At 72.1% G+C, this 23181-nt stretch carries 19 protein-coding genes and 1 riboswitch; of the genes, 3 read left to right on the top strand and 16 right to left on the bottom strand.

All coding sequences use genetic code 11. The annotated features are described in order from the left end of the window. Positions 1-15: 15 nt before the first annotated feature. From ACZ5WC_RS17520 to ACZ5WC_RS17450, 15 genes are all read right to left on the bottom strand, one after another. A complete protein-coding gene (locus ACZ5WC_RS17520) occupies positions 16-1320 on the bottom strand; it encodes a class I SAM-dependent methyltransferase (protein WP_468541608.1) in 1305 nt (434 codons plus the stop codon). 287 nt (positions 1321-1607) lie between these two features. Then, on the bottom strand, positions 1608-2993 hold the full coding sequence (locus tag ACZ5WC_RS17515; RefSeq protein ID WP_103532092.1) for an NAD(P)/FAD-dependent oxidoreductase: 1386 nt from the start codon (positions 2991-2993) through the stop codon (positions 1608-1610). Positions 2994-3357: 364 nt separating this feature from the next. Beyond that, positions 3358-4302, bottom strand: a complete 945-nt coding sequence (locus ACZ5WC_RS17510; protein WP_468541607.1) for a Ppx/GppA phosphatase family protein — start codon at positions 4300-4302, stop codon at positions 3358-3360. Further along, positions 4299-4838, bottom strand: a complete 540-nt coding sequence (locus ACZ5WC_RS17505) for a DUF501 domain-containing protein (RefSeq protein WP_096627003.1) — start codon at positions 4836-4838, stop codon at positions 4299-4301. Before ACZ5WC_RS17505 ends, ACZ5WC_RS17510 begins: the two co-directional genes overlap by 4 nt. A 60-nt stretch (positions 4839-4898) precedes the next feature. Further along, positions 4899-5369: an FtsB family cell division protein gene (locus ACZ5WC_RS17500; RefSeq protein ID WP_468541606.1), complete on the bottom strand. Its 471-nt coding sequence runs from the start codon at positions 5367-5369 to the stop codon at positions 4899-4901. Between the two features lie 93 nt (positions 5370-5462). Beyond that, positions 5463-6743: a phosphopyruvate hydratase gene (gene eno / locus ACZ5WC_RS17495; protein ID WP_468541605.1), complete on the bottom strand. Its 1281-nt coding sequence runs from the start codon at positions 6741-6743 to the stop codon at positions 5463-5465. Between the two features lie 348 nt (positions 6744-7091). Then, positions 7092-7787, bottom strand: coding sequence for a transglycosylase family protein (locus tag ACZ5WC_RS17490; protein WP_468541604.1), 696 nt, complete (start codon positions 7785-7787; stop codon positions 7092-7094). 5 nt (positions 7788-7792) lie between these two features. Further along, a riboswitch (cyclic di-AMP (ydaO/yuaA leader) is annotated at positions 7793-7947 on the bottom strand. Positions 7948-8237: 290 nt separating this feature from the next. Next, complete coding sequence (locus tag ACZ5WC_RS17485) at positions 8238-9305, bottom strand: transglycosylase family protein (protein ID WP_468541603.1); 1068 nt, start codon at positions 9303-9305, stop codon at positions 8238-8240. A 175-nt stretch (positions 9306-9480) separates the two neighbouring features. Beyond that, positions 9481-10782 (bottom strand): cytochrome P450 family protein, encoded by a 1302-nt coding sequence (locus ACZ5WC_RS17480; RefSeq protein ID WP_468541602.1) that lies wholly within the window; start codon positions 10780-10782, stop codon positions 9481-9483. Next, positions 10779-13166 carry a tetratricopeptide repeat protein gene (locus tag ACZ5WC_RS17475; protein WP_468541601.1) on the bottom strand — a complete coding sequence of 796 codons (2388 nt, stop codon included), beginning with the start codon at positions 13164-13166 and terminating at the stop codon, positions 10779-10781. The genes ACZ5WC_RS17480 and ACZ5WC_RS17475 overlap by 4 nt, the downstream gene beginning before the upstream one ends. A 41-nt stretch (positions 13167-13207) precedes the next feature. Beyond that, on the bottom strand, positions 13208-14200 hold the full coding sequence (locus tag ACZ5WC_RS17470; protein WP_468541600.1) for a nucleoside triphosphate pyrophosphohydrolase: 993 nt from the start codon (positions 14198-14200) through the stop codon (positions 13208-13210). Between the two features lie 52 nt (positions 14201-14252). Next, entirely contained in the window at positions 14253-14909 is a 657-nt protein-coding gene (locus ACZ5WC_RS17465; protein WP_468541599.1) for a SurA N-terminal domain-containing protein, read from the bottom strand. 141 nt (positions 14910-15050) lie between these two features. After that, the gene (locus ACZ5WC_RS17460; RefSeq protein ID WP_468541694.1) at positions 15051-16661 is read right to left on the bottom strand and encodes a protein kinase domain-containing protein; all 1611 of its coding nucleotides are present in this window, start codon (positions 16659-16661) and stop codon (positions 15051-15053) included. 56 nt (positions 16662-16717) lie between these two features. After that, positions 16718-17257 carry a hypothetical protein gene (locus ACZ5WC_RS17455; protein ID WP_468541598.1) on the bottom strand — a complete coding sequence of 180 codons (540 nt, stop codon included), beginning with the start codon at positions 17255-17257 and terminating at the stop codon, positions 16718-16720. Between the two features lie 110 nt (positions 17258-17367). Further along, complete coding sequence (locus ACZ5WC_RS17450) at positions 17368-19629, bottom strand: N-6 DNA methylase (RefSeq protein WP_468541597.1); 2262 nt, start codon at positions 19627-19629, stop codon at positions 17368-17370. Positions 19630-19850: 221 nt separating this feature from the next. Here ACZ5WC_RS17450 and ACZ5WC_RS17445 point away from each other — a divergent pair, with 221 nt between their 5' ends. Together ACZ5WC_RS17445 and ACZ5WC_RS17440 are read left to right on the top strand one after the other, a co-directional pair. Next, on the top strand, positions 19851-20582 hold the full coding sequence (locus tag ACZ5WC_RS17445) for a hypothetical protein (protein ID WP_468541596.1): 732 nt from the start codon (positions 19851-19853) through the stop codon (positions 20580-20582). Between the two features lie 332 nt (positions 20583-20914). Further along, positions 20915-21397: a GNAT family N-acetyltransferase gene (locus ACZ5WC_RS17440; RefSeq protein WP_468541595.1), complete on the top strand. Its 483-nt coding sequence runs from the start codon at positions 20915-20917 to the stop codon at positions 21395-21397. Between the two features lie 166 nt (positions 21398-21563). On the opposite strand, the gene ACZ5WC_RS17435 is transcribed toward ACZ5WC_RS17440, so the two are convergent. Then, complete coding sequence (locus ACZ5WC_RS17435; RefSeq protein ID WP_468541594.1) at positions 21564-22310, bottom strand: N-acetyltransferase; 747 nt, start codon at positions 22308-22310, stop codon at positions 21564-21566. Between the two features lie 171 nt (positions 22311-22481). Between ACZ5WC_RS17435 and ACZ5WC_RS17430 the strand changes: the two genes are divergently transcribed. Beyond that, complete coding sequence (locus ACZ5WC_RS17430; RefSeq protein WP_468541593.1) at positions 22482-23144, top strand: hypothetical protein; 663 nt, start codon at positions 22482-22484, stop codon at positions 23142-23144. The last annotated feature ends 37 nt before the right edge of the window (positions 23145-23181 follow it).

Below are 23181 nucleotides of genomic sequence, written 5' to 3'. Positions count from 1 at the left end.
GGGTAGGCGTACGGGTCAGTCGTCCGCCCGCTCCGTCCAGGCGCGGGCGCGCAGCGGCAACCGGGAGCCGCCGCCCTCCGGCGGGCGCACCGCGAGGATCTGGTTGACGCCGATCTTGTTGTGCTCGAAGGAGAGCGCGGAGGCGGCCATGTAGAGCCGCCAGACCCTGGCCCGGCCCGGTGAGGTGGCCGCCACGGCCCGCTCCCAGTGCCGCTCCAGGTTGGCCACCCACTGGCGCAGGGTCAGCGCGTAGTGCTCGCGCAGCGCCTCGACGTCCCGGGCCTCGAACCCGGCCTCCTCCAGGGTGGTCAGGGTGCGGCCGACCGGGGCCAGTTCGCCGTCCGGGAAGACGTAGGAGTCGATGAACGCGTCTATGCGGTAGGCGGCCTCGTCCTGCTCGGGGCGGCGGGCGATCTGGTGGTTCAGAAGGCGGCCGCCGGGCTTCAGGAGGGCGTAGAGGTCATCGGCGTACTCGCGGTAGCGGACCGAGCCGACGTGCTCGGCCATGCCGATCGAGGAGATCGCGTCGTACGGTCCGTCACCGACGTCCCGGTAGTCCTGGACGCGGATCTCGATCCGGTCGGCCAGGCCATCCTCGGCGATGCGCTTGCGGGCGTGGGCGGCCTGTTCCCGGGAGAGGGTGATGCCGGTGACCCGCGCCCCGTACTCGCGGGCGGCGTGGATGGCCATCGAGCCCCAGCCGCAGCCGACGTCCAGCAGGCGGTCGCCCTCCTTCAGGGCGAGTTTGCGGCAGACCAGGTCGAGCTTGTCGCGCTGGGCGTCCTCCAGGGTTCCGCCGTCCTGCCAGTAGGCGCAGGAGTAGACCATGGACGGGCCGAGGACCAGGGCGTAGAAGTCGTTGCCGACGTCGTAGTGGTGGCTGATGGCCTCCTTGTCGCGGCGTCTGGTGTGCAGCGGCCCGGTGCGGCGGCGCACCTCCTCGGCGGGCGGGGCGGGCGGCGGCCAGGGGCCCGCCAGCTGGATGAGGCCGCGGGCGAAGGCGCGGGCGGCGGGGTCGCGGACCGGGTGGACGGCGTCCTTGGCGTCGGCGCCCCGGTCCCACAGGAGCCCGGCGATCCGGGTGAGCGCTTCGTACAGATCGCCGTCGACGTCGATCTCCCCGGCCACCCAGGCGCGGGCCAGGCCCAGTTCGCCCGGCTTCCACAGGAGCCGGCGCAGGGCGCGGCGGTGCCGGATCACGAGCACCGGGGCTCCGGGCGGCCCCGATTCGCTGCCGTCCCAGGCCCGGATGCGGACCGGGAGGGGTTCCGAGAGCAGCTCCTCGGCGAGAGCGGTCAGCCGCGACGCGGCGTCGGCCATGGCGCACACCTCCGTGGTGGTGTTTCCCCGATATGCACGTATCACGATGCGTAGGACATGCTCGCTGCCCCGCCGCGACACGCTCCTCGGTGCCACGCGAGGTACATCTGCGTCAACTGTCTCCGTACGCTCCGTCATCCCGCTACCGGGCAACGAATCGGCAAAGCGTGCACGAACGGCACAGGCAGCGCCCCGGGAACGCCGAAGGGGCCGTCCGCACCACGGATGGCGGACGGCCCCTTCGGGCGTCGTACGGTTGCTCCTCGCGGAGCTGCCTCACCGGGAGGTCAGGAGGCCTTGGCCTTCTCGCCCTCGGACTTGGCGGCGGCCGGAGCCGGGGCCGGCTTGGCGGCCTCGTAGAACTCCTCGCGCGGCGTCTCCATGGCGCCGAGCGAGACGACCTCGCGCTTGAGGAACATCGCCAGCGTCCAGTCGGCGAAGATCCGGATCTTGCGGTTCCAGGTCGGCATGGCCATGCCGTGGTAGCCGCGGTGCATGTACCAGGCGAGACGGCCCTTGAGCTTGATCTTCACCTTGCCCATGACGATCATCGCGACGCCCTTGTGCAGGCCGAGACCGGCGACCGCACCCTTGTTGGCGTGGCTGTACTCCTTCTGCGGGAAGCCCCGCATGCCGGAGATCACGTTGTCGCCGAGGACCTTCGCCTGACGCAGCGCGTGCTGGGCGTTGGGCGGGCACCAGGCGTTCGGGTTGCCCGCGCGGCGGCCGACCATGTCCGGCACCTGGGCGTTGTCGCCCGCGGCCCAGATGTAGTCGGTGCCCTGCACCTGGAGCTTCTCGGAGGTGTCCACGTGACCGCGGGGGCCGAGCGGCAGACCGAAGCGCGCGAGCGCCGGGTTCGGCTTCACACCGGCGGTCCACACGATGGTGCTGGAGTCGACCTCCAGGCCGTTCTTCAGGACCACGTGGCCGTCGACGCAGGAGTCCATCGAGGTGGAGAGGTAGATCTCCACACCGCGGCTCTCCAGGTGCTCCTTGCCGTAGGCGCCCAGCTTCGGGCCGACCTCGGGAAGGATCTTGTCGGCGGCGTCGACCAGGATGAAGCGCATGTCCTCGCGCTTCACGTTGGTGTAGTACTTCGCCGCGTCGCGGGCCATGTCCTCGACCTCGCCGATGGTCTCCGCACCGGCGAAGCCGCCACCCACGAAGACGAACGTGAGCGCCTTGCGGCGGACGTCCTCGTCGGTCGTGGAGTCAGCCTTGTCCAGCTGCTCCAGGACGTGGTTGCGCAGGCCGATGGACTCCTCGATGCCCTTCATGCCGATGCCCTGCTCGGCGAGGCCGGGGATCGGGAAGGTACGGGAGACCGCGCCCATCGCGATGACCAGGTAGTCGAAGGGCAGCTCGTAGGCCTCGCCGACGAGCGGCGCGACCGTGGCGACCTTGCGGTCCTGGTCGATGGTCGTGACACGACCGGTGAGAACCTCAGCCTTGGGCAGCACGCGTCGCAGCGGGACGACGACATGCCGAGGCGAGATGCTGCCTGCGGCAGCTTCGGGGAGGAAGGGCTGGTACGTCATGTACGACCGCGGGTCGACGACCGTGACGGTCGCCTCTCCGTACCGCATCTTCTTCAGAATGCGACGAGCTGCGTACAGGCCTACGTACCCACCGCCTACAACGAGGATCCTGGGACGCTCCGTGGTGCTCATGCCATCGAGTATCCACCCCGCCCGGAGGGGGTGCTCGTGAGCCCCTTCACAAGGATTGAGTGGCCCTCTGCTACACTTCGCCGCCCACGTGACCCAGGTCATGGGCACAAAAGGGAACCACGACCCCGCGGAAGACGTTGTTCACCGCTTGTGAGCTGGCCCTTGACCCTCCGGGCCGAGTGAACCACCGCCCTCTTTCATGCGCGCGCAACGCGTACGGAACATGTCCGGAACCGTTCGTTACGACCCTGCGGGCGACCCGTTCGGCCCCCGGGGGGCCGAACTGCGCCCAACAGGGCCGAATTCCTTGTGAAGAAGTTCACGAACTTCCTCGCGGTGCCGGTGGCCGAGCGGTCGGCCCCGGTCAGCCCGCCGCACTCCAGGCGATGCCGTCGAGGATGTCGTGTTCGCTGACGACGACCTCGTGGGCGCCGGTCCGCTCCATCACGGCGAGCAGGACGAGCGCCCCGGCCCCGATCACGTCGACCCGGCCCGGGTGCATCACGGGGATCGCGGCGCGCTCCTCGTGGGTCGACCGGAGCAGATGCTCGGTGATCGCGCGGACCTGGCCGCGGGTGATCCGGGAGTGGTGGATGGCCTCGGAGTCGTACGCCTCCAGCTCCAGCGCGATCCCGGCGACCGTGGTCACGGTGCCCGCGAGGCCGACGAGCGTCGCCGCCTCGGTGAGCGGCACGCTTCCCGCGGCGAGGTCGAGCGCGGCGTCCACGTCCGCGCGGATCGCGGCGACCCGCTCGGGCGTGGGCGGGTCCACCACGGCCCCGTCCGCGACCAGGTGGCGCTCGGTCATCCGGACGCAGCCGATGTCCACGGAGCGGGCCGCGGCGACCGTCTCGGAGCCGAGGACGAACTCGGTGGAGCCGCCGCCGATGTCGACGACGAGATACGGCTTCGCCAGGTGGTCGCCGCCGGCCAGCTCCTTGGTCGCCCCGTCGAAGGAGAGCTGGGCCTCCTGGTCGCCGGTGATCACCTCGGGCTCGACGCCGAGGATGTCCAGGACACCGGCCACGAACGCGTCGCTGTTCTCGGCGTCCCGGGAGGCGGAGGTGGCGACGAAGCGGACGCGTTCGGCGCCCAGCTCCTTGATCACGGCGGCGTACTCCCGGCAGGCCGCGAACGTCCGCTCCAGCGCCTCGGGGGCGAGCCTGCCGGTCCGGTCGACGCCCTGACCCAGGCGGACGATCGTCATCCGCCGGTCCAGCTCGGTGAACGCGCCCGTCGCGGGGTCCGCGTCGGCGACGAGCAGCCGGATGGAGTTCGTACCGCAGTCGACGGCGGCGACCCGGGTCATGCGTCCGGCCCCTCGGAGTCGGTGCACGGGGTGACGCACGGGCCCTTGGCCCACCACTCCGGCAGCATCGCGATGGCCTCGTCGCCGAGCGGGTTCACCCCGGGCCCGGCGGCCAGCGAGTGGCCGACCAGGACGTGCAGGCACTTCACCCGGTCCGGCATGCCGCCCGCGCTCGGGAAGCCCTCCAGGACCTCGATGGCGTCGCGGCGGGTGATGTAGTCCTCGTGCGCGGCCCGGTAGGCCTCGGCCAGCTCCGGGTCGGTCTCCAGACGGGCCGTCATCTCCTTCATGACCCCGTTGGCCTCCAGCGTGCCGATCGCCGATGCCGCCCGGGGGCAGGTCAGGTAGTACGTCGTCGGGAACGGCGTGCCGTCCTCCAGACGGGGCTGGGTCTCCACCACGTCCGGGTTTCCGCACGGGCAGCGGTGCGCGATGGCGCGCAGGCCGCGCGGCGGACGGCCGAGCTGCTGCTGGAACGCGGCGATGTCCGCGTCGGTGGGCTTGGTGGACTCGGTCTGCGGAGGGGGCGTTTCCATGCCTGCCTTGGTTCTGCTCGGAAGCTCGTCGGAGGGGAGGTCGGAGGTGAATCAGGTACGTCAGTCGCGGTCGGCGCTGTCCACGCCGTCCCAGAGGTTCGTGTGCCAGGGGCGGGCGTTCGCCCCCGGCTCGCCGCGGCGGTCCTTCGCCGCGTCGGGGTCGGCCACGGTGTAGCCGGTCTCCCCGGGGAGTACGTAATGGAGGTGCTGGCGGGCCAGCCGCATGATGTACGCGTCGTCCTGGAGCCGCGCCTTCTCGTCCCGCAGCTCCTCGGTGCGCCGCTCCGCCTGCCGCGAGAGCCGCTCCTGCTCGGCGATCTCGTCGCGCTGGGAGACGTACTGCCGCATCGGGTAGGCGAGCGCCACCACCAGGGAGCAGACGATCAGCGCGAGGAACGCGGCCCGGCCGGTGAGCCGGGAGCGGCGGGCCTGACGGCGGCTCTGCGAGCGGTACACGCGGGCCGCGGTCTGCTCGCCGAGCAGGCGCAGCCTGGTCGCGGTGGAGAACCGGTCGCGGTTCTTCCCGGCCATGTCTCCCGCCTCCCCGCTACGCACGTCCGTCCCCGCACACGGTACGGGACCGGGTGCGGGGACGGGCGGAGGCTACCGTCTCGGGGCTACGGGTCAGCCCTTGAAGCGCGGGAAGGCGGAGCGGCCCGCGTACACCGCGGCGTCGTCGAGGATCTCCTCGATGCGCAGCAGCTGGTTGTACTTGGCGACGCGGTCCGAGCGGGCCGGGGCACCGGTCTTGATCTGGCCGCAGTTCACGGCGACGGCGAGGTCGGCGATGGTGACGTCCTCGGTCTCGCCGGAGCGGTGCGACATCATGCACTTGAAGCCGTTGCGCTGGGCCAGCTCGACGGCGTCCAGGGTCTCGGTCAGCGAACCGATCTGGTTGACCTTGACGAGCAGGGCGTTGGCGGAGCCCTCCTCGATGCCACGGGCCAGGCGCTCCGGGTTGGTGACGAAGAGGTCGTCGCCGACGATCTGGACCTTGGAGCCGATGCGGTCGGTGATGATCTTCCAGCCCGCCCAGTCGTCCTCGTACAGCGGGTCCTCGATGGAGACCAGCGGGTACGCGGAGACGAGCTCCTCGTAGTACTCGGTCATCTCGGCGGCCGAGCGGGACTTGCCCTCGAACTCGTAGACGCCGTCCTTGTAGAACTCGGACGCGGCCACGTCGAGCGCGAGCGCCACGTCACGGCCCGGGACGTAGCCGGCCTCCTTGATGGCCTCGACGATGAGGTCCAGGGCGGCGCGGTTGGACTCCAGGTTCGGGGCGAAGCCGCCCTCGTCGCCGAGTCCGGTGGACAGGCCCTTGGTCTTGAGGACCTTCTTCAGCGTGTGGTAGATCTCCGCACCCCAGCGCAGGGCCTCGGAGAAGGACTCCGCGCCGATCGGGGCGATCATGAACTCCTGGATGTCCACGTTGGAGTCGGCGTGCGAGCCGCCGTTCAGGATGTTCATCATCGGAACGGGCAGCAGGTGCGCGTTCGGGCCGCCGAGGTAGCGGAAGAGCGGCAGGTCGGACGCCTCGGAGGCGGCGTGGGCGACGGCCAGCGAGACGCCGAGGATGGCGTTCGCGCCGAGCGAGGCCTTGTTCTCGGTGGCGTCCAGGTCGAACATCGCCTGGTCGATGAGGCGCTGCTCGGTGGCGTCGTACCCGACGAGCTCCGGGCCGATCTGCTCGATGACGGCGAGGACGGCCTTTTCGACGCCCTTGCCCTGGTAGCGGTTGGGGTCACCGTCGCGAAGCTCGATGGCCTCGAACGCACCGGTGGAGGCGCCGGACGGAACGGCAGCACGACCCGTACTGCCGTCGTCGAGGCCAACCTCGACCTCGACCGTGGGGTTGCCCCGGGAGTCGAGGATTTCCCTGGCTACGACGACGTCGATGGACGGCACGAGGCATCTCCTTCTGGGATATGACACTGGTTGTGCAGGGTCACTGTGGCCTTGCGACACGAGCCTAACCGGCCCGGCCGCGTGAGCCGGCCGACCGCCCGCCTCCTGGGACGAAAAAGGGCCCAAGGACCTGCATGACGGGACAAAACTCCAAAAATCTACTGCTCAGTAACAAGCACTGCCGGCAAGTTGCCGACAAGAGGTGAACGCATCCGCCCCCGGCCACCCCGCGCCCCGCACACCCAAAGACCCCGGCCCGGCGCGCACGGGGGTGAGCGCGCCGGGCCGGGGAGCCGTGCGAGGGAGGGGCCGCCGGGCATCCTCCCTCCGGGGAGGAGAGACGGCGTTTTACTTCAGGTGGAGCTGCTGACCCGGGAAGATCAGGTCCGCGTCCTCGACGATGTCGTCGTTGAGCTTGAAGAGCTTGCTCCAGCCGCCCTTGACGTCTTCCTTCTCGGCGATGCTGCTCAGCGTGTCGCCGGGCTTGACCTTGTACTCGCCGTCACCCTTCTTGACCTTCTCGCCGGTCGGGGTGGTGACGGTCTTCTTGCTCTCGGCCTTCTTCTCGGCCTGCGGAGCGGTGCGCTGCTCGCTGCGCGTGGTGGGCTGCTCGGCCTGGCGCTCGGGCTGCGCCTGGCCGGAGCCGGTGTTCACACCCGGGTCCACACCGTCGTTGGTGAGACCGCCCGCACCGGCGCAGGCCCAGGCGCCCGGGCCCTGCATGTCGAGGAGCTTCTCGGCGGTGGCGATCTGCTGGCCCTTGGTGGCCAGGTCGGCGCGCGCGGCGTACTGCGTACCTCCGGCGGCGGCCCAGCTGGACTGCGAGAACTGGAGCCCGCCGTAGTAGCCGTTGCCGGTGTTGATGGACCAGTTGCCGCCGGACTCGCACTGGGCGACGGCGTCCCAGGTCTCGACGGAGGCCGCGGAAGCACTGGTCGCGCCCATCAGCGGGACGGCGACGGCGGCACCGGTGACACCCGCGAGGGTGGCGAGACGGACGGCCTTGGACGGGCGGCGGTGCTTGCCCTTGCTGTTCAGCAGCATGGAACGAATCTCCTCACCGACGCCTACGAGGTGAGCTGTCGGGTTCGGGCTGATGAGTTGCCCGGTCGCGCGGCTCGCACGACTTCACCCCAAGCCGGTCCCGTACGGATCCGGCGGCCTACCTTGGTTCCCCCGCTCCTGCCTACGGCGCTTACGCGTCTGTTCCCCTCGACCGACGGCAGGATTCGGCGTGACGGTCGACGGGGCCCGCGGTGCGAGCGGTTCCGACCGTAAACACAGGCAACCCCGACATTCAAAGATGGACATAGGGGGCAATCGACCCGAACTGACCAGGGACGGCGGACTGTTTCCGCAGGTCGGAGGCGATGCGCCCGGACGAGCCGGGCGAGCTGGGCCAGTTGAAGCAAAGAGACCCATGTCTCACTTACACAAAAGTGGACATAGGCCTCTGAACTGCCCGGGGTTTCGGGGCGTTTTCCCGAGTTTGAATCAGTTGGCGGCGGGCTCCCCCGCGCCCTCGGAAGCACCCTGCCCCAGCCCCACGTCCAGGCTCTGACCGGGGAGGATCAGGTCCGGGTCGGAGCCCAGGAGGTCCTTGTTGGCCTCGTAGAGACCGGTCCACCCCTGGGGAAGTTTCTGTGCGTCAGCAATCGCCCAGAGGCTGTCCCCGGGCTGCACGACGTAGTCACCGGCGACCGCGCCGCCGTCCCGTGCGTCACCCTCGCCCCGCGAAGCATGCCGACCGGACTCACGGGGGCCGTCCCCGCCCGCAGCGTCGGCCTCCTCGGGCGCGGGGGCGCCCCGGTGCTTGCCGCCGGCCTCGCGCTCGTCGCCCGTCGAGGCGTCGGGGGCCGTGGAGGGCTCCGAGACGTCGGGCGCCTCGGACGCCGGCGGGGCGGAAGGGGTCGCCGAGGGGTCGGGGGCGCCGCTCTCCTCTCCCGCGCCGCCGTCGCCGTCGCCCTTGGCGCCGTCGCCCGCACCGGCGGACGTATCAGGCGTATCGCCCTTACTTCCTCTACTTCCCTTATTGCCCTTGTCGTCCTTGTCGCCCTTGCCGCTTCCATCAGCCTGGTCGACCGTGCTCGATTCACCCGTCTCGCCGGACACATCCGTCTCGTCGGTCGGGGCTGACGTCGGCTCATCCGAGGGTGCGGTGCCCGGGTCGACTCCCGGCAGGCTGCCGTCCACCGCGAGGCCGGAGATCACCGCGCAGCTCGGCCAGGCCTTCGCCCCCTGGTCGTCCAGGACCTTCTCGGCGACGGCGATCTGCTGCGAGCGACTGGCGAGGTCGGCCCGGGGCGCGTACGTGGTGCCGCCGTACGCCGACCAGGTCTCCTGCGAGAACTGGAGCCCGCCGTAGTAGCCGTTGCCGAGATCGGCGCTCCACATGCCGCCGCTCTCGCACTCCGCGACCCGGTCCCAGGTGGCGGACTCGGCCGCGTGTGCGCCGCTCGCGCCGAGCAGCGGGATGGCGATGGCCGATCCCGTCACGCCTGCGGCGACGACGATGGCGGGTGCCTGGCGAGGGCGGCGGTGTCTGCCGTTCGCGGAGCCCATGGGTATGCCTTCCGTGCGACTGACAAGCAAGTGACTTGAGCACCGCGCCGCGGGAATCCGCGCATGCACGGTGCGCAAGTGACGCGTGGGCAACATGCGGCCGACGCGTCGAACCGTGAACCTAGCGGGACTCGAACGCATGTCACAAGTCGATGCAGCGCAGATCACGCGAAAGTCACAGAGTTGACAGCGAGTCACCTTTTTCGAGACGGCTTCCGGGCTCGAACTCGACCGGGAGAGTCCGCAGTCCACGCATGATCAGGCCGCCGCGCCAGCGCAAATCGGCAGGTTCTGCCGCAAGTCGCAGGCCAGGAAGCCGCTTCAGCAGCGTGGCCAGTGCGGCCTGGCCCTCCAGCCGGGCCAGCGGCGCTCCCAGGCAGTAGTGGATGCCGTGACCGTAACCGAGGTGCTGATTGTCACTCCGTGCGAGGTCCAGAGTGTCCGGTTCCGCGAACCTCTCAGGGTCCCGGTCGGCGGCCGCCAGCACCACCAGCACGGGATCGCCGGCGGCGATCTCCTGCCCGCCCAGCGTCAGCGCCTCGGTGGCGTACCGCCAGGTCGCCAGCTCCACCGGCCCGTCGAACCGGAGCAGTTCCTCGATCCCGGTGGCCAGCAGCCCGCTCTCCCCCGCGTCCAGGGAGACTTCCAGCCGGGCGCGCTGCTCGGGGTGGCGCAGCAGTGCGTAGGTGCCGTTCCCGATGAGGTTGACCGTCGTCTCGAACCCGGCGAAGAGAAGGATGAACGCCATCGCCGCGGCCTCGTTCTCCGTGAGGTGCTCGCCGTGGTCGCTGGCCCGGATCAGCCCGGAGATCAGGTCGTCGCCCGGATTCTCCCTTTTACGGTGGATGAGTTCGGCGAGATAGCCGCGCATCTTCTTCACCGACCGCGCCACCCCGCCACGCGGACCGCCGCCGTGCCGGATCATCATGCCCGCCCAGTCCCGGAAGTCGTCCTGGTCCTCGCGCGGGACGCCGAGCAGATCGCAGATGGCGTAGATGGGGAGCGGGAAGGCGAAGTCATGGATCAGATCGGCCTCCCCCTTCTCGACGAAGTCGTCGATGAGCCGGTCCGTCAGCTCCTGCACCCGGGGCGCGAACTCCGCGACCCGGCGCGGGGTGAACGCCTTGGACACGAGCCGGCGCAGCCGGGTGTGGTCCGGCGGGTCGATGTTCAGCAGATGCGTCATCAGGTCCGCTTTGCGCTCGCCCGGAATGCCCGTCTTCCCCTTCGCGTGCGGCGACTCGGCGTGGTGCGCCGGATTCTTGGACAGCCGCGCGTCGGCGAGCGCCTGCCGGGCGTCCCCGTACCGCGTCACGAGCCACGCCTCGACCCCGCTGGGCAGCGCGGTCCGGTGTACGGGGCTGTGCTCGCGGAGCCAGGCGTAGGCGGGGTAGGGGTCGGTGGCGAACTCCCAGGTGAAGAGTTCGGGGGCGCCTTCGGGAGGAGCGGCGTGGGGGCAGGAGGGGCTGTCGTTCACTCCTCGACGGTATCGGGAGCCCCTGCGGTGGAGCCGTCGGGCCTGTCTGCGGTCCGGGCCGCCTTGAGGTCGGCCAACTCGCGCTCGGCGTAGTGATGGCCCATCTCCTTGGCCTTGCGGAACCACTCCTCGGCCTCGTCGAACCGTGCCTCCGCCGTCAGGGAGAGCCCGAGCAGGTAGGCCGCGGCGTAGTCACCCAGTTCGTGGGCCTTCGCGAACCACTTCCGGGCCTCTTCCGGTTCGCCCCGTTCCTCCAGGAGCAGGCCGAAGTTGCTGGCCCCTGTGGCACTCCCCTGTTCGGCGGACTGTTGGAACAGGAGGGCCGCCTCCTCCGTCTCGCCGCGCTGCTCAAGGGACAGGCCGAGATCATTGACCGCCTGGCTGTCTCCCTCCCGCACCGCGATCCGGTGCCACCGCACCGACTCCTCGTAATCGCCCCAGGAGTAGTACAGCGAGCCGATGCGCGAGGCGACGTCCTTCACCCGGCCCCACTCGGCGGCCCTCTGGTACCAGTGCAGGGCCGACTGGTGGTCCCCGTCGCCCCGAAGCAGGTCGCCCAGCCAGAACGCGGAGACCGCGTCACCGCTCTCCGCCGCCACCCGCAGCCAGTGCTCCGACCGCTGGGCGAGGGCGATGCCCAGCAGCCGCTGTGCCTCGACGTTCCCGCTCTCCGCGGCCTCCTCCAGATACGGGGTCGCGGCCGCCATGTCCTCCCGGTCGAACAGCAGACTCCCCAGTCGGCCCGCCGCCTCGGTGCTGCCCGCCTCCGCGGCCCGGCGGAACCAGCCCTCGGCGGCCGCGTCGTCCCCGTACTCCTCCTCGATGCGGCCGAGGGTCAGCAGCGCCTCCGGGTCCCTGTCCGCCTGCGGCCCCAGGACCGCGCGGGCGGATTCGAGGACGACGTCCACCGCGGGCGACGCGGCGTCCTCGCGCGCGACCGCCTCGAAAGCGCGCGGCCACAGCCCCAGCGGAACAGGTCCGAAACCCGGCAGGCCGTCCCGTGCGTCCTCGACCAGGGAGCCGTACACCCGCCAGGTGCCGCCCTCCGTACCGGGCACGAGCATGCCCGTGACGCCGTGACGCATACCGGACGCCCAGGCGAGGGCCCGGTCGAAGTCCTCGCGCGGAGCGCCCGGGACCGCGCTCTCGTAGAGGTCGCTCGCCGCGCGCAGCACGTCCGCCGGGACCGCCGCCTCCACCCCGCAGCGCGCCAGGTCGATCGCGGCGAGCACGAGGCGGTGGCCGAGCGGGTGCGCGTTCGCCCGACGGGCCCGCCGCCACTCGCCCAGGAGTTCCGGCCCGACCGTGAGGTACGCGGGGGTGCTGTGCCGGGTGCGATGTGTGTACGCGCCCGCCAGGCGGAGGTCGTCGCGGGCGGCGTCCGCGAGCCGTTCCAGCTCGGCCGGGGACCACTCCGTGCTCAGCTCGACGGGTTCCACGCCGCTCAGGAGACGGGCGTGCGCGGGGCTGCCGAAGCGGTGGGCGTCGTACGCCTCGTCACTCATGGTGGCGAGCACCGGGACGCGCAGGCGGACGAGTTCGGCGAGGAGGGCGGCGGTCAGCCCGTGCTCGCCGAGGTGGCCGTCCAGGTCGTCGAGCCAGAGCACGCACTCCGTGCCGCCCCGGGCGCGCAGCACGGCGGGCAGCTGGCGCAGATCCGTGCCCGGCACCGGGGTGAGGACTCTCGTCGTGCCGGAGAGATTGGTGAACAGCGCGGACCAGAGCGTCCTGGTCCTCCCGGAGAGGGGCTCACCGGTCACCAGCACCAGCCCGCCGTTCCGCGCCGCCGCCCGGACCTGGGCCTCCAGTCCGGGGTCGCAGTCCCGTGCCACGTAACGCGGCAGGGCCGGTTCGTCGGCGATACGGCGCGGGCGGCGCACGCCGAGGTCGATCGGGTCGGCCAGGTCCAGCTGCGGCCAGTCGGTGACCGGGGACAGGCCGGGGTGCGGCGGCTGTCCGTAGTAGGTGTGCATGCCGCCGGTGACGGTCCCGGCCTGGATCACCGGTTCGTGGAAGGTGCCGCCCGAGACGGCGTTGCGCGTGGAGGTGACGCCGACGGCAGGTGAGGGCTCCCGCTCGGCGGGCCACCGCGCCATGACCGCGCGAGCGCGGCGCAGCTCCGCCGTTCTGCGGTCCTCAAGTATCCGTCGCAGTCGCGCGGTCTCCTCCGGCTGCCTGCTCCCCATGTCCTGGAGCATCGCCCTGACCCTGCGTCGGGTGGCGGACCTCTGGAGCGAGGTGTCCCCCGTGCGCTGCCACTCCCGGACCTGGCGGAGGAAGTCCCCGAGCGGCGCGCTCACCCCTGCGGACCTCTCACGCCACCACTCGGCGCTCAGCGTCGCCTGCATCAAGGCGTCCGTCAGCGCCTCCAGTTCAGCGTCCACACCCGTTCCCCGCCCCTCGTAAAGCCCCTGCTGTCACGGTACTAACCCGCCTCGCCCTCCGCTGCCACGATCGCGTCCCGGTAGGCGCGGGCCGCCGCGCGGAGGGCGGCCTCCGGGTCGGCGCCGTCCGCCTCGGCGCGTACGGCGAGGGCGAGGAGCTCGTAGCCGATGGTGTCGCCGGCGGGCAGAGGAACCGTGAGTCCGGCGGTACGGACACGGCTCGCGAGCTTCGCGGCGAGGGCCAGGCCGGGCTGTCCGAGGGGGACGCCTTCGGTGACCGAGGTGCGCTGCTTCTCGATCGCCTTGGTGCGCAGCCAGTGCGCGTGGACGTCCTCCGGGGTCTCGGCACTCTCGTCGCCGAAGACGTGCGGGTGGCGGTGGATCAGCTTCTCGACGAGGCCGCCCGCGACGTCGTCGACGTCGAACGGCTCCTCGGGGTGCTCCTCGGCGATGCGCGCGTGGAAGACGACCTGGAGGAGGACGTCACCGAGCTCCTCGCGCAGTTCGTCCCGGTCTCCGTCCTCGATCGCCTCGACCAGTTCGTACGCCTCCTCGATGGCGTACTTGGCGAGGCCCTTGTGCGTCTTCCGTGAGGTCCAGGGGCACGTGCGGCGGATTCGGTCCATGACCTGGACCAGGTCCAGAAGGCGGGCGCCGGGCAGGTCGTAGGAGCCGGGGAGCAGCTCCAGGTCCGGCATGGCCACCCGGCCCGATCCGCCGAGCCGGGCCAGGCCGTCGGTCAGAGCGCTGTCGCCCTCGCCGCCGACCAGGACGACCACGATCCGCCCGCCCGCGCAGGCGGCGACCAGCTCGTCGGCGGAGGGGGCGGCCTGCTCGACGCGGACGCCCGCCTCGCGCAGGTAGGGCAGTTGGGGCTGGTCCGGGTCGGTGCACAGGACCCGGTCGGCCGCGTGCAGCGTCTGCCAGGCCGGCCAGGACAGCAGGCCGGGCGCGACCCGGTGGCTGGCGGTGAGCAGGACGATACGGCCGGGGTCGGGTGAGGTGTCGGGGGCGGCGGGGGCTTCGGCGTTCACCCTGCGAACCTACCCCGGGCTCCCGGGCCCCGGCGGACGGCTCCGCGTCGGCTCAGGCGCCCGCCTGGGGGTCCTGCGGGGCGAACGTGGTGACCTGGCTGATCCAGGGCGCGCTGTAGTTGCCGAGCTGCATCTTCTGGTCGTCCCAGGTGCCGAAGCGCGGGTTGACGTCGATGTCGAGCGCTTTCGACGCCTTGGTCAGCGCCTCGCCGACGACCTGCTGTCCGGCAGGCGTTCCGAGGTCCGCACCGAGCGCCTCGGCGAGCTTCGGGAGCTGGACCTCCTGGCGCATGTCGGCGTCGATCTGGTCCGGGGCGAGCCAGCGCTGCTGGAGCATCATCGCCCGGAGCTGCTCCTCGCCGCCGTACTGCGCGCGGTTGGCGAGCCGCATCTCCTGGATCTCCTTGCGGGTGACCGTGACGCCCGCGTCCTCGGCGGCCCGGTCCAGGATGCGGCTGAAGATCAGCCCGTGCAGCTTGGCGCGGCTGAGCTGGCCCGACTTGTTCACCAGTTGGACGGCCTGCGGGGAGCTCTCCTGGGCGCTGCGGACGTCCGCCGCCTGGGCCTGGACCGCCGACACCTCGATGCGCTCGCCGCCCACGACGGCCGCGGCGCCGGGGTGGGCCTGGTTGCCGCAGGCCGAAAGGAGCGGGGCGGCGACGAGCGTTGCGGCGAGGACGGAGAGCGCGGTGCGACGACGGCGGTGCAAAGGAGCCTCCCGGGGAGAGTTTGTGCATCGGTGCACAAAGCCTTGCGGTGATCGATGTTAGGCAGTGGATGTGGCCTGTGCCACTGATTCGACCAACGATTCGGGAGGAGTTGGGGATGTGGCCGGGGACGGGGGCCGTCCTCAGCCGCCGCGGACGTCCCGCTGGTGGCTGAGGAGGCGGCGCAGGTCCATCGGCAGCGGGTGGTGCGGCCCGTAGGTGCGCTCGGCGTCGTACAGCAGCGACTGGAGCTGGGCCCGGCCCGCCGTGTGGTCGCCGACCGCCAGGAGCAGCTGTCCGATGCGATGCCGGATGTCGAGGGCCCGGCCGGGGTCGGAGGCGGCGGCCCCGTAGGCGTTCTCGTAGTACGGGAGTACCGCGCGGTACTCCCCGAGCGCGGCCACGGCTTCGCCGAGCTGTTCGAGGCACTGGGCGGCGTCGTAGCGGAACTGGAGGACCTGGGCGTCGGCGGGGCCCGCCTCGGCGGTGCGGTCCTCGGTGAGGCGGCGCAGCTCGGGCAGAGCGCGGCGGTACTGCCCGTCGTCCATCAGCGTCGCGGCGTACTGCTTGCGCAGGATGCGGACGACCGGTGAGTGCTCGCCGTGCTCGGCGGCGGCGGCCGGGAGGGTCGCGCCGAGGATGTCCACCGCCTGCGTGATCCGCCCCTCGCCGAGCAGCCGCTTCACCTCGTCCACGGCACGCGCCACGTCCGGCCGGGCGGGCTGCGGTACGGGAGTGGCGTGCGGTACGGGAGTGGGTTGCGGTACGGGAGTGGGTTGCGCAGGTGATCCGAAGGTGACCGGGGGCGGGGTCGGGGCGGGCGACGCGCCGGTGAAGGACGTGGGCGCGGGGGCGGTAGCGGGCACCACGGCAGCCGCCACGGCAGCCGCCGCCGCGGCCCGGTCCGGCCACGGGGCGTGCGGCCGCAGAAACGGGCGGGTCGGGTCGAGCGGCCCGGCGGGAGCCCCGTGCTTCGGCAGCAGCGGGGCCAGCTCCTCGTACACCTCCTGCGCGGAGGCGGGCCGGGCCTGCGGGTCCTTGGCGAGCAGCCGCAGCACGAGCGCCTCCAGCGCGGCGGGGATCTCGGGGCGGGTGCGGCGGACCGGGACCGGCGGTTCGTAGAGGTGGCGGTGCAGGACGCCGAGCGCGGTGGACCCGGCGAACGGCACGTCGCCGCTGAGCAGTTCGTGCAGCAGCACTCCCAGGGCGTACAGGTCGGTGTACGGGCCGACCGCGCCGCCCATCGCCTGCTCGGGGGCCATGTAGGCCGGGGAGCCGATCGGTGAACCGGTGTGCGTGAGGCGGGTGGTGTCCGTGTCGAGGACGGACGCGACGCCGAGGTCGAGCACGGTGACGGTGCCGTCGGGGCGGACCATCACGTTCCGGGGCTTGAGGTCGCGGTGGACGATCGGCACGGCGTGCACCGCGCAGAGGACGGCACAGAGCTGGGCGGCGACCGCGACGGCCCAGGGCCAGGGGTACGGGTCCTGTTCGGCCAGGTGGTCGGCGAGGTCGGCGCCCTCGACGTACTGCATGACGAGGTAGAGGTCCTCGCTGTCGCTGCCCGCGTCGTGCACGGTGACCAGGCCCGGGTGGTCGACCTGCGCGGTGACCCGGCACTCGCGGACGAACCGGCGGCGCAGTTCGTCGGCAGCGTCGCTGCCGGTGGGCCCGGCGACCCGGTCGGGGCGCAGCAGCTTCACGGCGACGCGGCGGTCCAGCCGCCGGTCGTACGCCGTCCACACCTGGCCCATGCCGCCCTGGCCGAGGATGGTCGCGAGCTCGTACCGGCCGGCGATGATCCGCCCGCTCACCGGCCCTCGCCCTCCTTGCGGAGGTAGTCGCTCAGCTCGTCCAGCTCGGCCCGCACCTGGTCGAGGCGCCGGGGCGCGGGGGCGGGCGGCGGGGCCTGGACGGTGTACGGGTTGGGCTGCTGGTACGCGGGCGGCGCGGGGTGCACGGGTGGCACGGGCTGCGCGGGGCCGCTGTGGGGCTGCGGAGTGCTGTAGTGGCGGATTTCCGCGTACAGGTAGTAGGCGATCACTCCGGCCAGCACGCCGACGAGCCAGAAGAAGAGGATCAGCGCCTGGGCGTCCGTCATCTCGTCGGGGTCGTCCGGGGTGGCCATGATGAAGGCGAACAGCCCGGCGTTGAGAACGACCACGACCGCCAGCAGAACCCAGTCGCGCGGCCTGCGGGTGACGATCGCGAGCCGCAGCATCGCCGCCCAGCCCAGCAGACCGCAGCTCAGGACGGTCACGACGACAAGGATCACGCGCACCGCGACGAGCGTCCCCGAGGACGGCCGGGGCGTCGGCGGCTGCTGCGGCGGATAGCCGTAGCCGTGCATGTGCTGCTCCTGGGGGCGTATGTCGGACGTGTGCAGTGAGCGTATACACCGGCACCGACGGGCCGTCCCCAGATGTACCCAACCGTTGTGCACGAGCTGTGCGCCGGGCCTCAGCCCGGTGCGACCGTGCCGTCCGTCAGGCCGTCGTACATCCCCTGGACCAGCAGCCCGCCGAGCCGCCCCGCCGTCCGCAGTGCGTCCTCGAAAGCGGCCAGGGCGCGGAACTGCTCCCCGTACCGCTGCTGTTCGGCCAGCGGCAGCCTGGGCAGCTGGAGGCGTCGGGCGTCCAGCCGGGCGGCGGTGGAGGCATAGCTGCTGGCCTGCCGGTTGTTGGCGGTGCCGCGCAGGAACCCGGCGAGGAACCACGGGTCGAGGGCGGCCGGGTCGGGCCGCAGCAGCTGGAGGTTGCGGCCCAGGGCCGCGCCCGCGTCGGCCTCGTCGACGACCCGGACGACGGCCCCGCCGCCGAGCACGGGCACGACGACGTCACCGGGTTCGAGCAGGACGGGTTCGTCGGGGGCGGAGGGCGTTGCGGGGGCGGAGGGCGTTGCGGGGTCGGCGGTTGCGGTTCCGGCGGGGGTGGCCGGGGTCCCGGTGAGGACGTCGTGCTCGGTGAGGACGGGCCCCGCGCCGCCGCCCGGGAAGGCGTTGCCGGTGCGCAGCGACAGCGCCCCGGCGCGGGCGAGTTCGCCGACGGTGGTCAGGGGGCGGCGGGCGGGGGCCGAGGGCTCGGCGGGCGGTGGAGTGAGGCGCGCGGTCAGCCGGAGCGTCTCGGCGAGCTGCTCCCGTACCTCTCCGAGTCCGGACGCGCCGCCGCCGGGCGCGGGGCGCGGCAGATGGCGGGCCGGGGTCAGGTCCACGTCGTCGTCGAGGAGGTCGACCACGGGCACGACGCGGCTGACGCCCGGAAGGTCAGCCCGGTCGCGCCAGGCGTCGAGCACGGTGGTGTGCACGGCGGGCCAGTCGAGCCGGTCGCGCCCACCGCCGCCCGCCGCCTTGCCGGGCCCGGCGCCCGGGTCAGCGGCGGAGCCCGCGGGGTCGGCAGTGTCGACCAGGAGCAGGTCCGCACCGGCCCGGACGTCGGCCTCCGGCCTGCGCAGGACCCAGAGGTGGAGCGGAATGCCGTACGGGGGCGCCGCCCCGGCCGGGAGGGCGATCACCGCGCGGAGGGCTCCCCGGCGCAGGAGATCGGCGCGGATACGACGGCCGGAGCGCCGGGAGGCGGCGGCGGGCGGCATCAGCAGGACGGCGGTGCCGCCGTCGCGCAGGCGGGCCAGGGCGTGCTGGACCCAGGCGAGTTCGGACTCGGTGCGGGCGGGGAAGCCGTACTCCCAGCGCGGGTCGTAGGCCAGTTCGTCGTGGCCCCAGTTGCGTTCGTTGAAGGGCGGGTGGCAGAGCACCGTGTCGGCGGCGAGCGCGGGGAACGCGTCGGCGCGCAGGGTGTCGCCGGTGCGCACGACCCGGGCAGGGGCGTCAACCCCGGGACCGTCGCCGTACAGCGCCAGGCGCAGCGCGGTCAGAGCGGCGAGTGCGGGGTCGGCCTCCTGGGCGTACAAGGCCGCGGGGCCGTCGACCGCGCGGAGCAGGGCGCCGGTCCCGGCGGCCGGGTCGAGGACCGTACGGACGGACTGCCTGCCGCCGGGAGCCCGCCCCGGGTCCTTCGCGGGGGCGGCCAGGGCAGCCATCAGCGCGGCGAGATGCGGCGGAGTCAGCGTGTACTGACGGGGATTGGCGTCGAGCTGCCGCCCGAGCAGGAACTCGAAGACCTGCCCAGCCCCGATCCCGGCGGCCAGCTCGGCGGCCGCGCGCAGGAGCGGTACGGACGGCAGGAGAGCGCTCGCGGTGGGGATCTGAACAGCGCGGTCCGTGCGAACAACACGGTCAGTGTGCACAACACCGCCGGTGTGAACAGCGCGGTCGGCATGCACAGCACGGTCAGTGTGCACAGAGCGGTCGGCCTCGGGCTCCGGAGCGGCCGGGCCGAGGCGGTCCGCGAGGACGTGCTCCAGGGCGTGCGGCAGGAGGGCCGCCACCCGCTCGTCGGGGGCGGCGGTGAGCTCCAGCCAGGCGGTGGGCCGGTCACGGACGAGCACCAGGGCGCAGCCGGTGTGGATCAGTGCCTCGACGGCCCCTGCCGGGTGTCCGGCCACCTGCTGCCAGACCCGCTCACGGAGGGGGACCTCAGCAAGTTTCCCCTGGTCGCGCAGCCACTGCTCGACCTCGGGCAGCGAGAAGGACGGGCTGGTGCCGGTGCCGCCGACGGGCTGGGGGAAGTCGGCGTGGCGGCGGCGCCAGTTGCTGACGGCGGCACGCCCCACCCCCGCGAGCCGCGCGATCCCGGCCGCGGTGACCTCGGTCGAGTTCTCCGGCACTGGCTCTCCCCCTGGTCGTCCACGTAGTACGTCCGCGCACTGCCTGCCCGCGAGCATAGCGACTCTCCCGCACCACACCCACAAGGACCATTACCCAACCTGTCACCCGTGAACCGTGTTGACTCGGTTCACAGCTTCTGCTGTTATTGCCCCGTCCCCACCGGGCCACTTCCGCTCACTCTGTTCGGCGCCCCGCGCCCCTCTCCCCCGGAGCCCTGACCATGCGTCTCATCACCCGCATTTCCGTCAACACCGTCTGCGCGCTGTCGCTGTTCGGCCTCGCCGCATGCGGCGCGGGCTCCGGGCCCGAGGAGACCGGGCCGTTCGCGAACCAGTCGGGGCCGGAGGTCGCCAACAAGGCCCTCACGGCCACGAGCGAGGTGAAGTCCCTGCGGATCGGCCTCGACATGACCACCTCCGACGGCCGGATCAAGGCCGACTTCGCCACAAGCCTGGGCGGCGACTGCACGGGGACCATGAGCATGGGCGGGACGGGCACGATGGAGGTCATCAAGACCGGCGACAGGGTCTACACGAAGCTCGACGAGGCCCTGTTGCGCGAGCAGGGGGAGGGCGAGCCGAAGGCCGACATCGACGCGGCCGTCGAGCTGATAGCGGGCCGCTGGATGGAGTCGAAGGCCTCGGACCCGGATGCCGAGGAAGCGACCGAGTTCTGCGATCTGAAGGCCATCCTGAAGGAGTTCGAGGCGGCCGACAACGCCGCTCGCAAGGTGGGCCCCTCGAAGGTGGCGGGCAAGTCGGCCCTGCGCCTCACGGAGAAGGACGGCAAGGAGACGTTCACCTTCGACGTCGCCGCCGAGGGCGAGCCGTATCTCCTGCGCGTCACGTCCAAGGGCGGCGAGGAACCGATGACGATGAACCTCTCCGACTTCGACGTGCCGGTCGTGGCGAAGAAGCCCGCCGCGAAGGACGTGGTCGACCTGGAGGGCTAGGGAGCGTCCGGCGGATCACGAGGCCGCTGGGTCCGACCGTGACTACCGACCTCGGCGTCCTGAGGTCTGGATACGTGTCGGGGCCCGTGACGTGATCCGTCCGGGCCGGCGCGCCGGATGCCTGCGGTATCCCGATCCGGCGCGCCCGGCAGTCGGCCGGCGGCTGGGCGCAAGGGCGGCTCAGCGACGCGACGCGCGCGGCGCGGCAATTCGGCGTTGGCGTTCGGGATCCGCGACGGTCATCCCGCCCCCACCCGCCGCGGGCCGCGGTAGCGGCGTAAACGCGTTGCGCCGGCCGTGGGTGGACCGCGAGGATTGCGCGCATGCCACCCGTGAAGATCGAGATTCGGCCTTACGCCAACGATGACTGGGACGCGATCGGGCGGATTCACGATGCCGCGCGCCTTGACGAGTTGCGCAACTCCGCCGGTGTCGAGGCGTTCCTGACGCTCGCGCAGACCGCTGAGCAGGAGGGGCTGTTCGACGGCCAGTTGTGGGTGGCGGAGGCCGACGGGAGCGTAGCCGGTTTCGTCGCGCTCGATGACGACGAGGTCACCTGGCTGTACGTCGACCCGCAGCGCTACCGCCAGGGAATCGGCAGGACACTGCTGCGCCACGCTGTTGCCGCTGCCGGCCCGAGGGTTGAAGTCACCGTGCTCGACGGCAACCCAGCCGCCGAGGCGCTCTACGCCAGCGAGGGATTCGCCGTCACCGAGACCCGGACCGGCGCGCTGGTCGGCAATGAGGCGTTCACCGCCACCGGCCACATCATGCACCGCGACACCAGGACGGCACCCACCAGCGTCACTGGCTGATTCAAGTCCTCCTACGGTCCGACCCCGCCGCGGGCCTTCGCCGTGATCAAGCCCAACCAGCGTCAACAACGCCCGTGGCCAACGCGCCCCAGGCCCCGGAGCCGCCCGGAGTGCCCGGAGCCGCCCGGAGTGCCCGGAGCGGCCGGAGCGGCGAAGGGCCCTGCCCTCACACCCGGTGGCGCACCCAGACATTGGGCTCGGTGTACACCGCGTAGCCGTGCGCGAGCGCGCAGTGCACCGGGACCAGCGCCCCCGGCACCTCCACCGGCCCGTCCGTGTCGAACGGGAGACCGGTCCACTCCCGCCACTGCGCGAGGGAGCCGCTCACCGTCATCGACACCGGCGCGACCGAGTCCACCACCCCGCCCGCCCGGACGTGGACCCGCAGCCACGGGTCCTCGGGCAGCCCGTCCTCGGGCCGGGTGAGCCGGGCGTACTCCTCCATCGGCAGTGCTGCCCGCAGATGCTTGCCGCTCGGCCGCACCGGGGCGACGACCTCCCGGAAGCCGAGCCGCTCCGCGTTGGCCCGCATCGCCGCGAGCATCCGGCCCGATATGCCCTGCCCCTGGCGGCCGGTAGCCACCGTGATCTCGATCGCGCCGACGGTGTCGGGGGTCCGCCCGCGCCGCAGGTCCGAGAACGCCCACAGCAGCATCCGGTCCCAGCCGCCGACGGGCAGCCCCCCGCGCCCGGGAGCGTCCAGGGCGAAGGGGACACTGTAGGCGCGGGCGACCACCGCGCCCTCCGGGTCGGTGGCGACCAGAACGTACTGCGGGAACTCGACGGCGATCCGCGGGAAGTTGGCCCAGCCGACGACGTCCTCCAGCACGAACTCCGGCCAGGTGTCCGGCATCCGGTCCAGGGCGGCGGCGAGTTCGGGGCGCTCGGCGAGCGTGGTGATCTTCAGCTCCATGATGCCGACCTTAGGAGACCGTCACCCGTCCGACCAGCGACTTTCCGTGCCGTCGGCGCCCGGTCCCGGCCGCGGGCACAGCCCTCCCGGCCGACCGGAACCGTGAGGTGCACATGCCGCGTCCCCACCCGTGACTTCGTACCCGTGCGTCACCCGACGAGGAGCAGCACCATGACCCAGCCCGGCAGTACACCGCCCCGCCCCCGGAGAGCTGCCGGGTGCCTGCAGAGCCTGGTGGTGCTCGCGGTGATCCTCGGACTGGCATACGGCGCGTCCAAGATCTTCGGCGACGACTCCTCGAAGTCCTCGTCGTCCTCGTCCTCGTCCTCTTCCGCCTCGGACGGCAAGGGCGGTTCGTGGGAGGTCGGCGACTGCGGAGGCCCGGACCCCGACAACAAGCCGGACGGCTACCGCGCCTTCGACTGCGACGAGTCCGGAGCGACGTTCAAGGCGCTGGAGATCCGGCCCGCGAGCTTCATGCCCAACGCCATCCAGTGCCCTGCCGGAACGGACCTGATCATTCAGGTCTCCCGGGTCTTCGGCTCCGGCGACGACAAGAAGGCCGGCGGTATCCCCACCAACACCGTCTGCGGCCGGAACCTGTCAGGGGACCACCCCGGCGACGCGGGCGCCGGGGGCGGCCAGTTGGTGGAGGGCGACTGCGTGACGTCGACCGCCAAGGAGATCGCCTGCGCCTCGGCCGGGTCGGACGCCTTCAAGGTCCTCGCCCTGGTCAAGGAGAAGGAGGAGTGCCCCGCGGCGACGACGGAACCCATGCAGCTGATGATGGCGATGGGCAGGCCGTACGACGTGATCTGCGGCGGCAAGGCCTAGGAGCCATTCCGGCGGGGCCACGGGGCCGTGCCCCCGC

Source organism: Streptomyces sp. NPDC033165, assembly GCF_055577965.1.
This window is presented reverse-complemented; position numbering and strand designations above follow the sequence as displayed.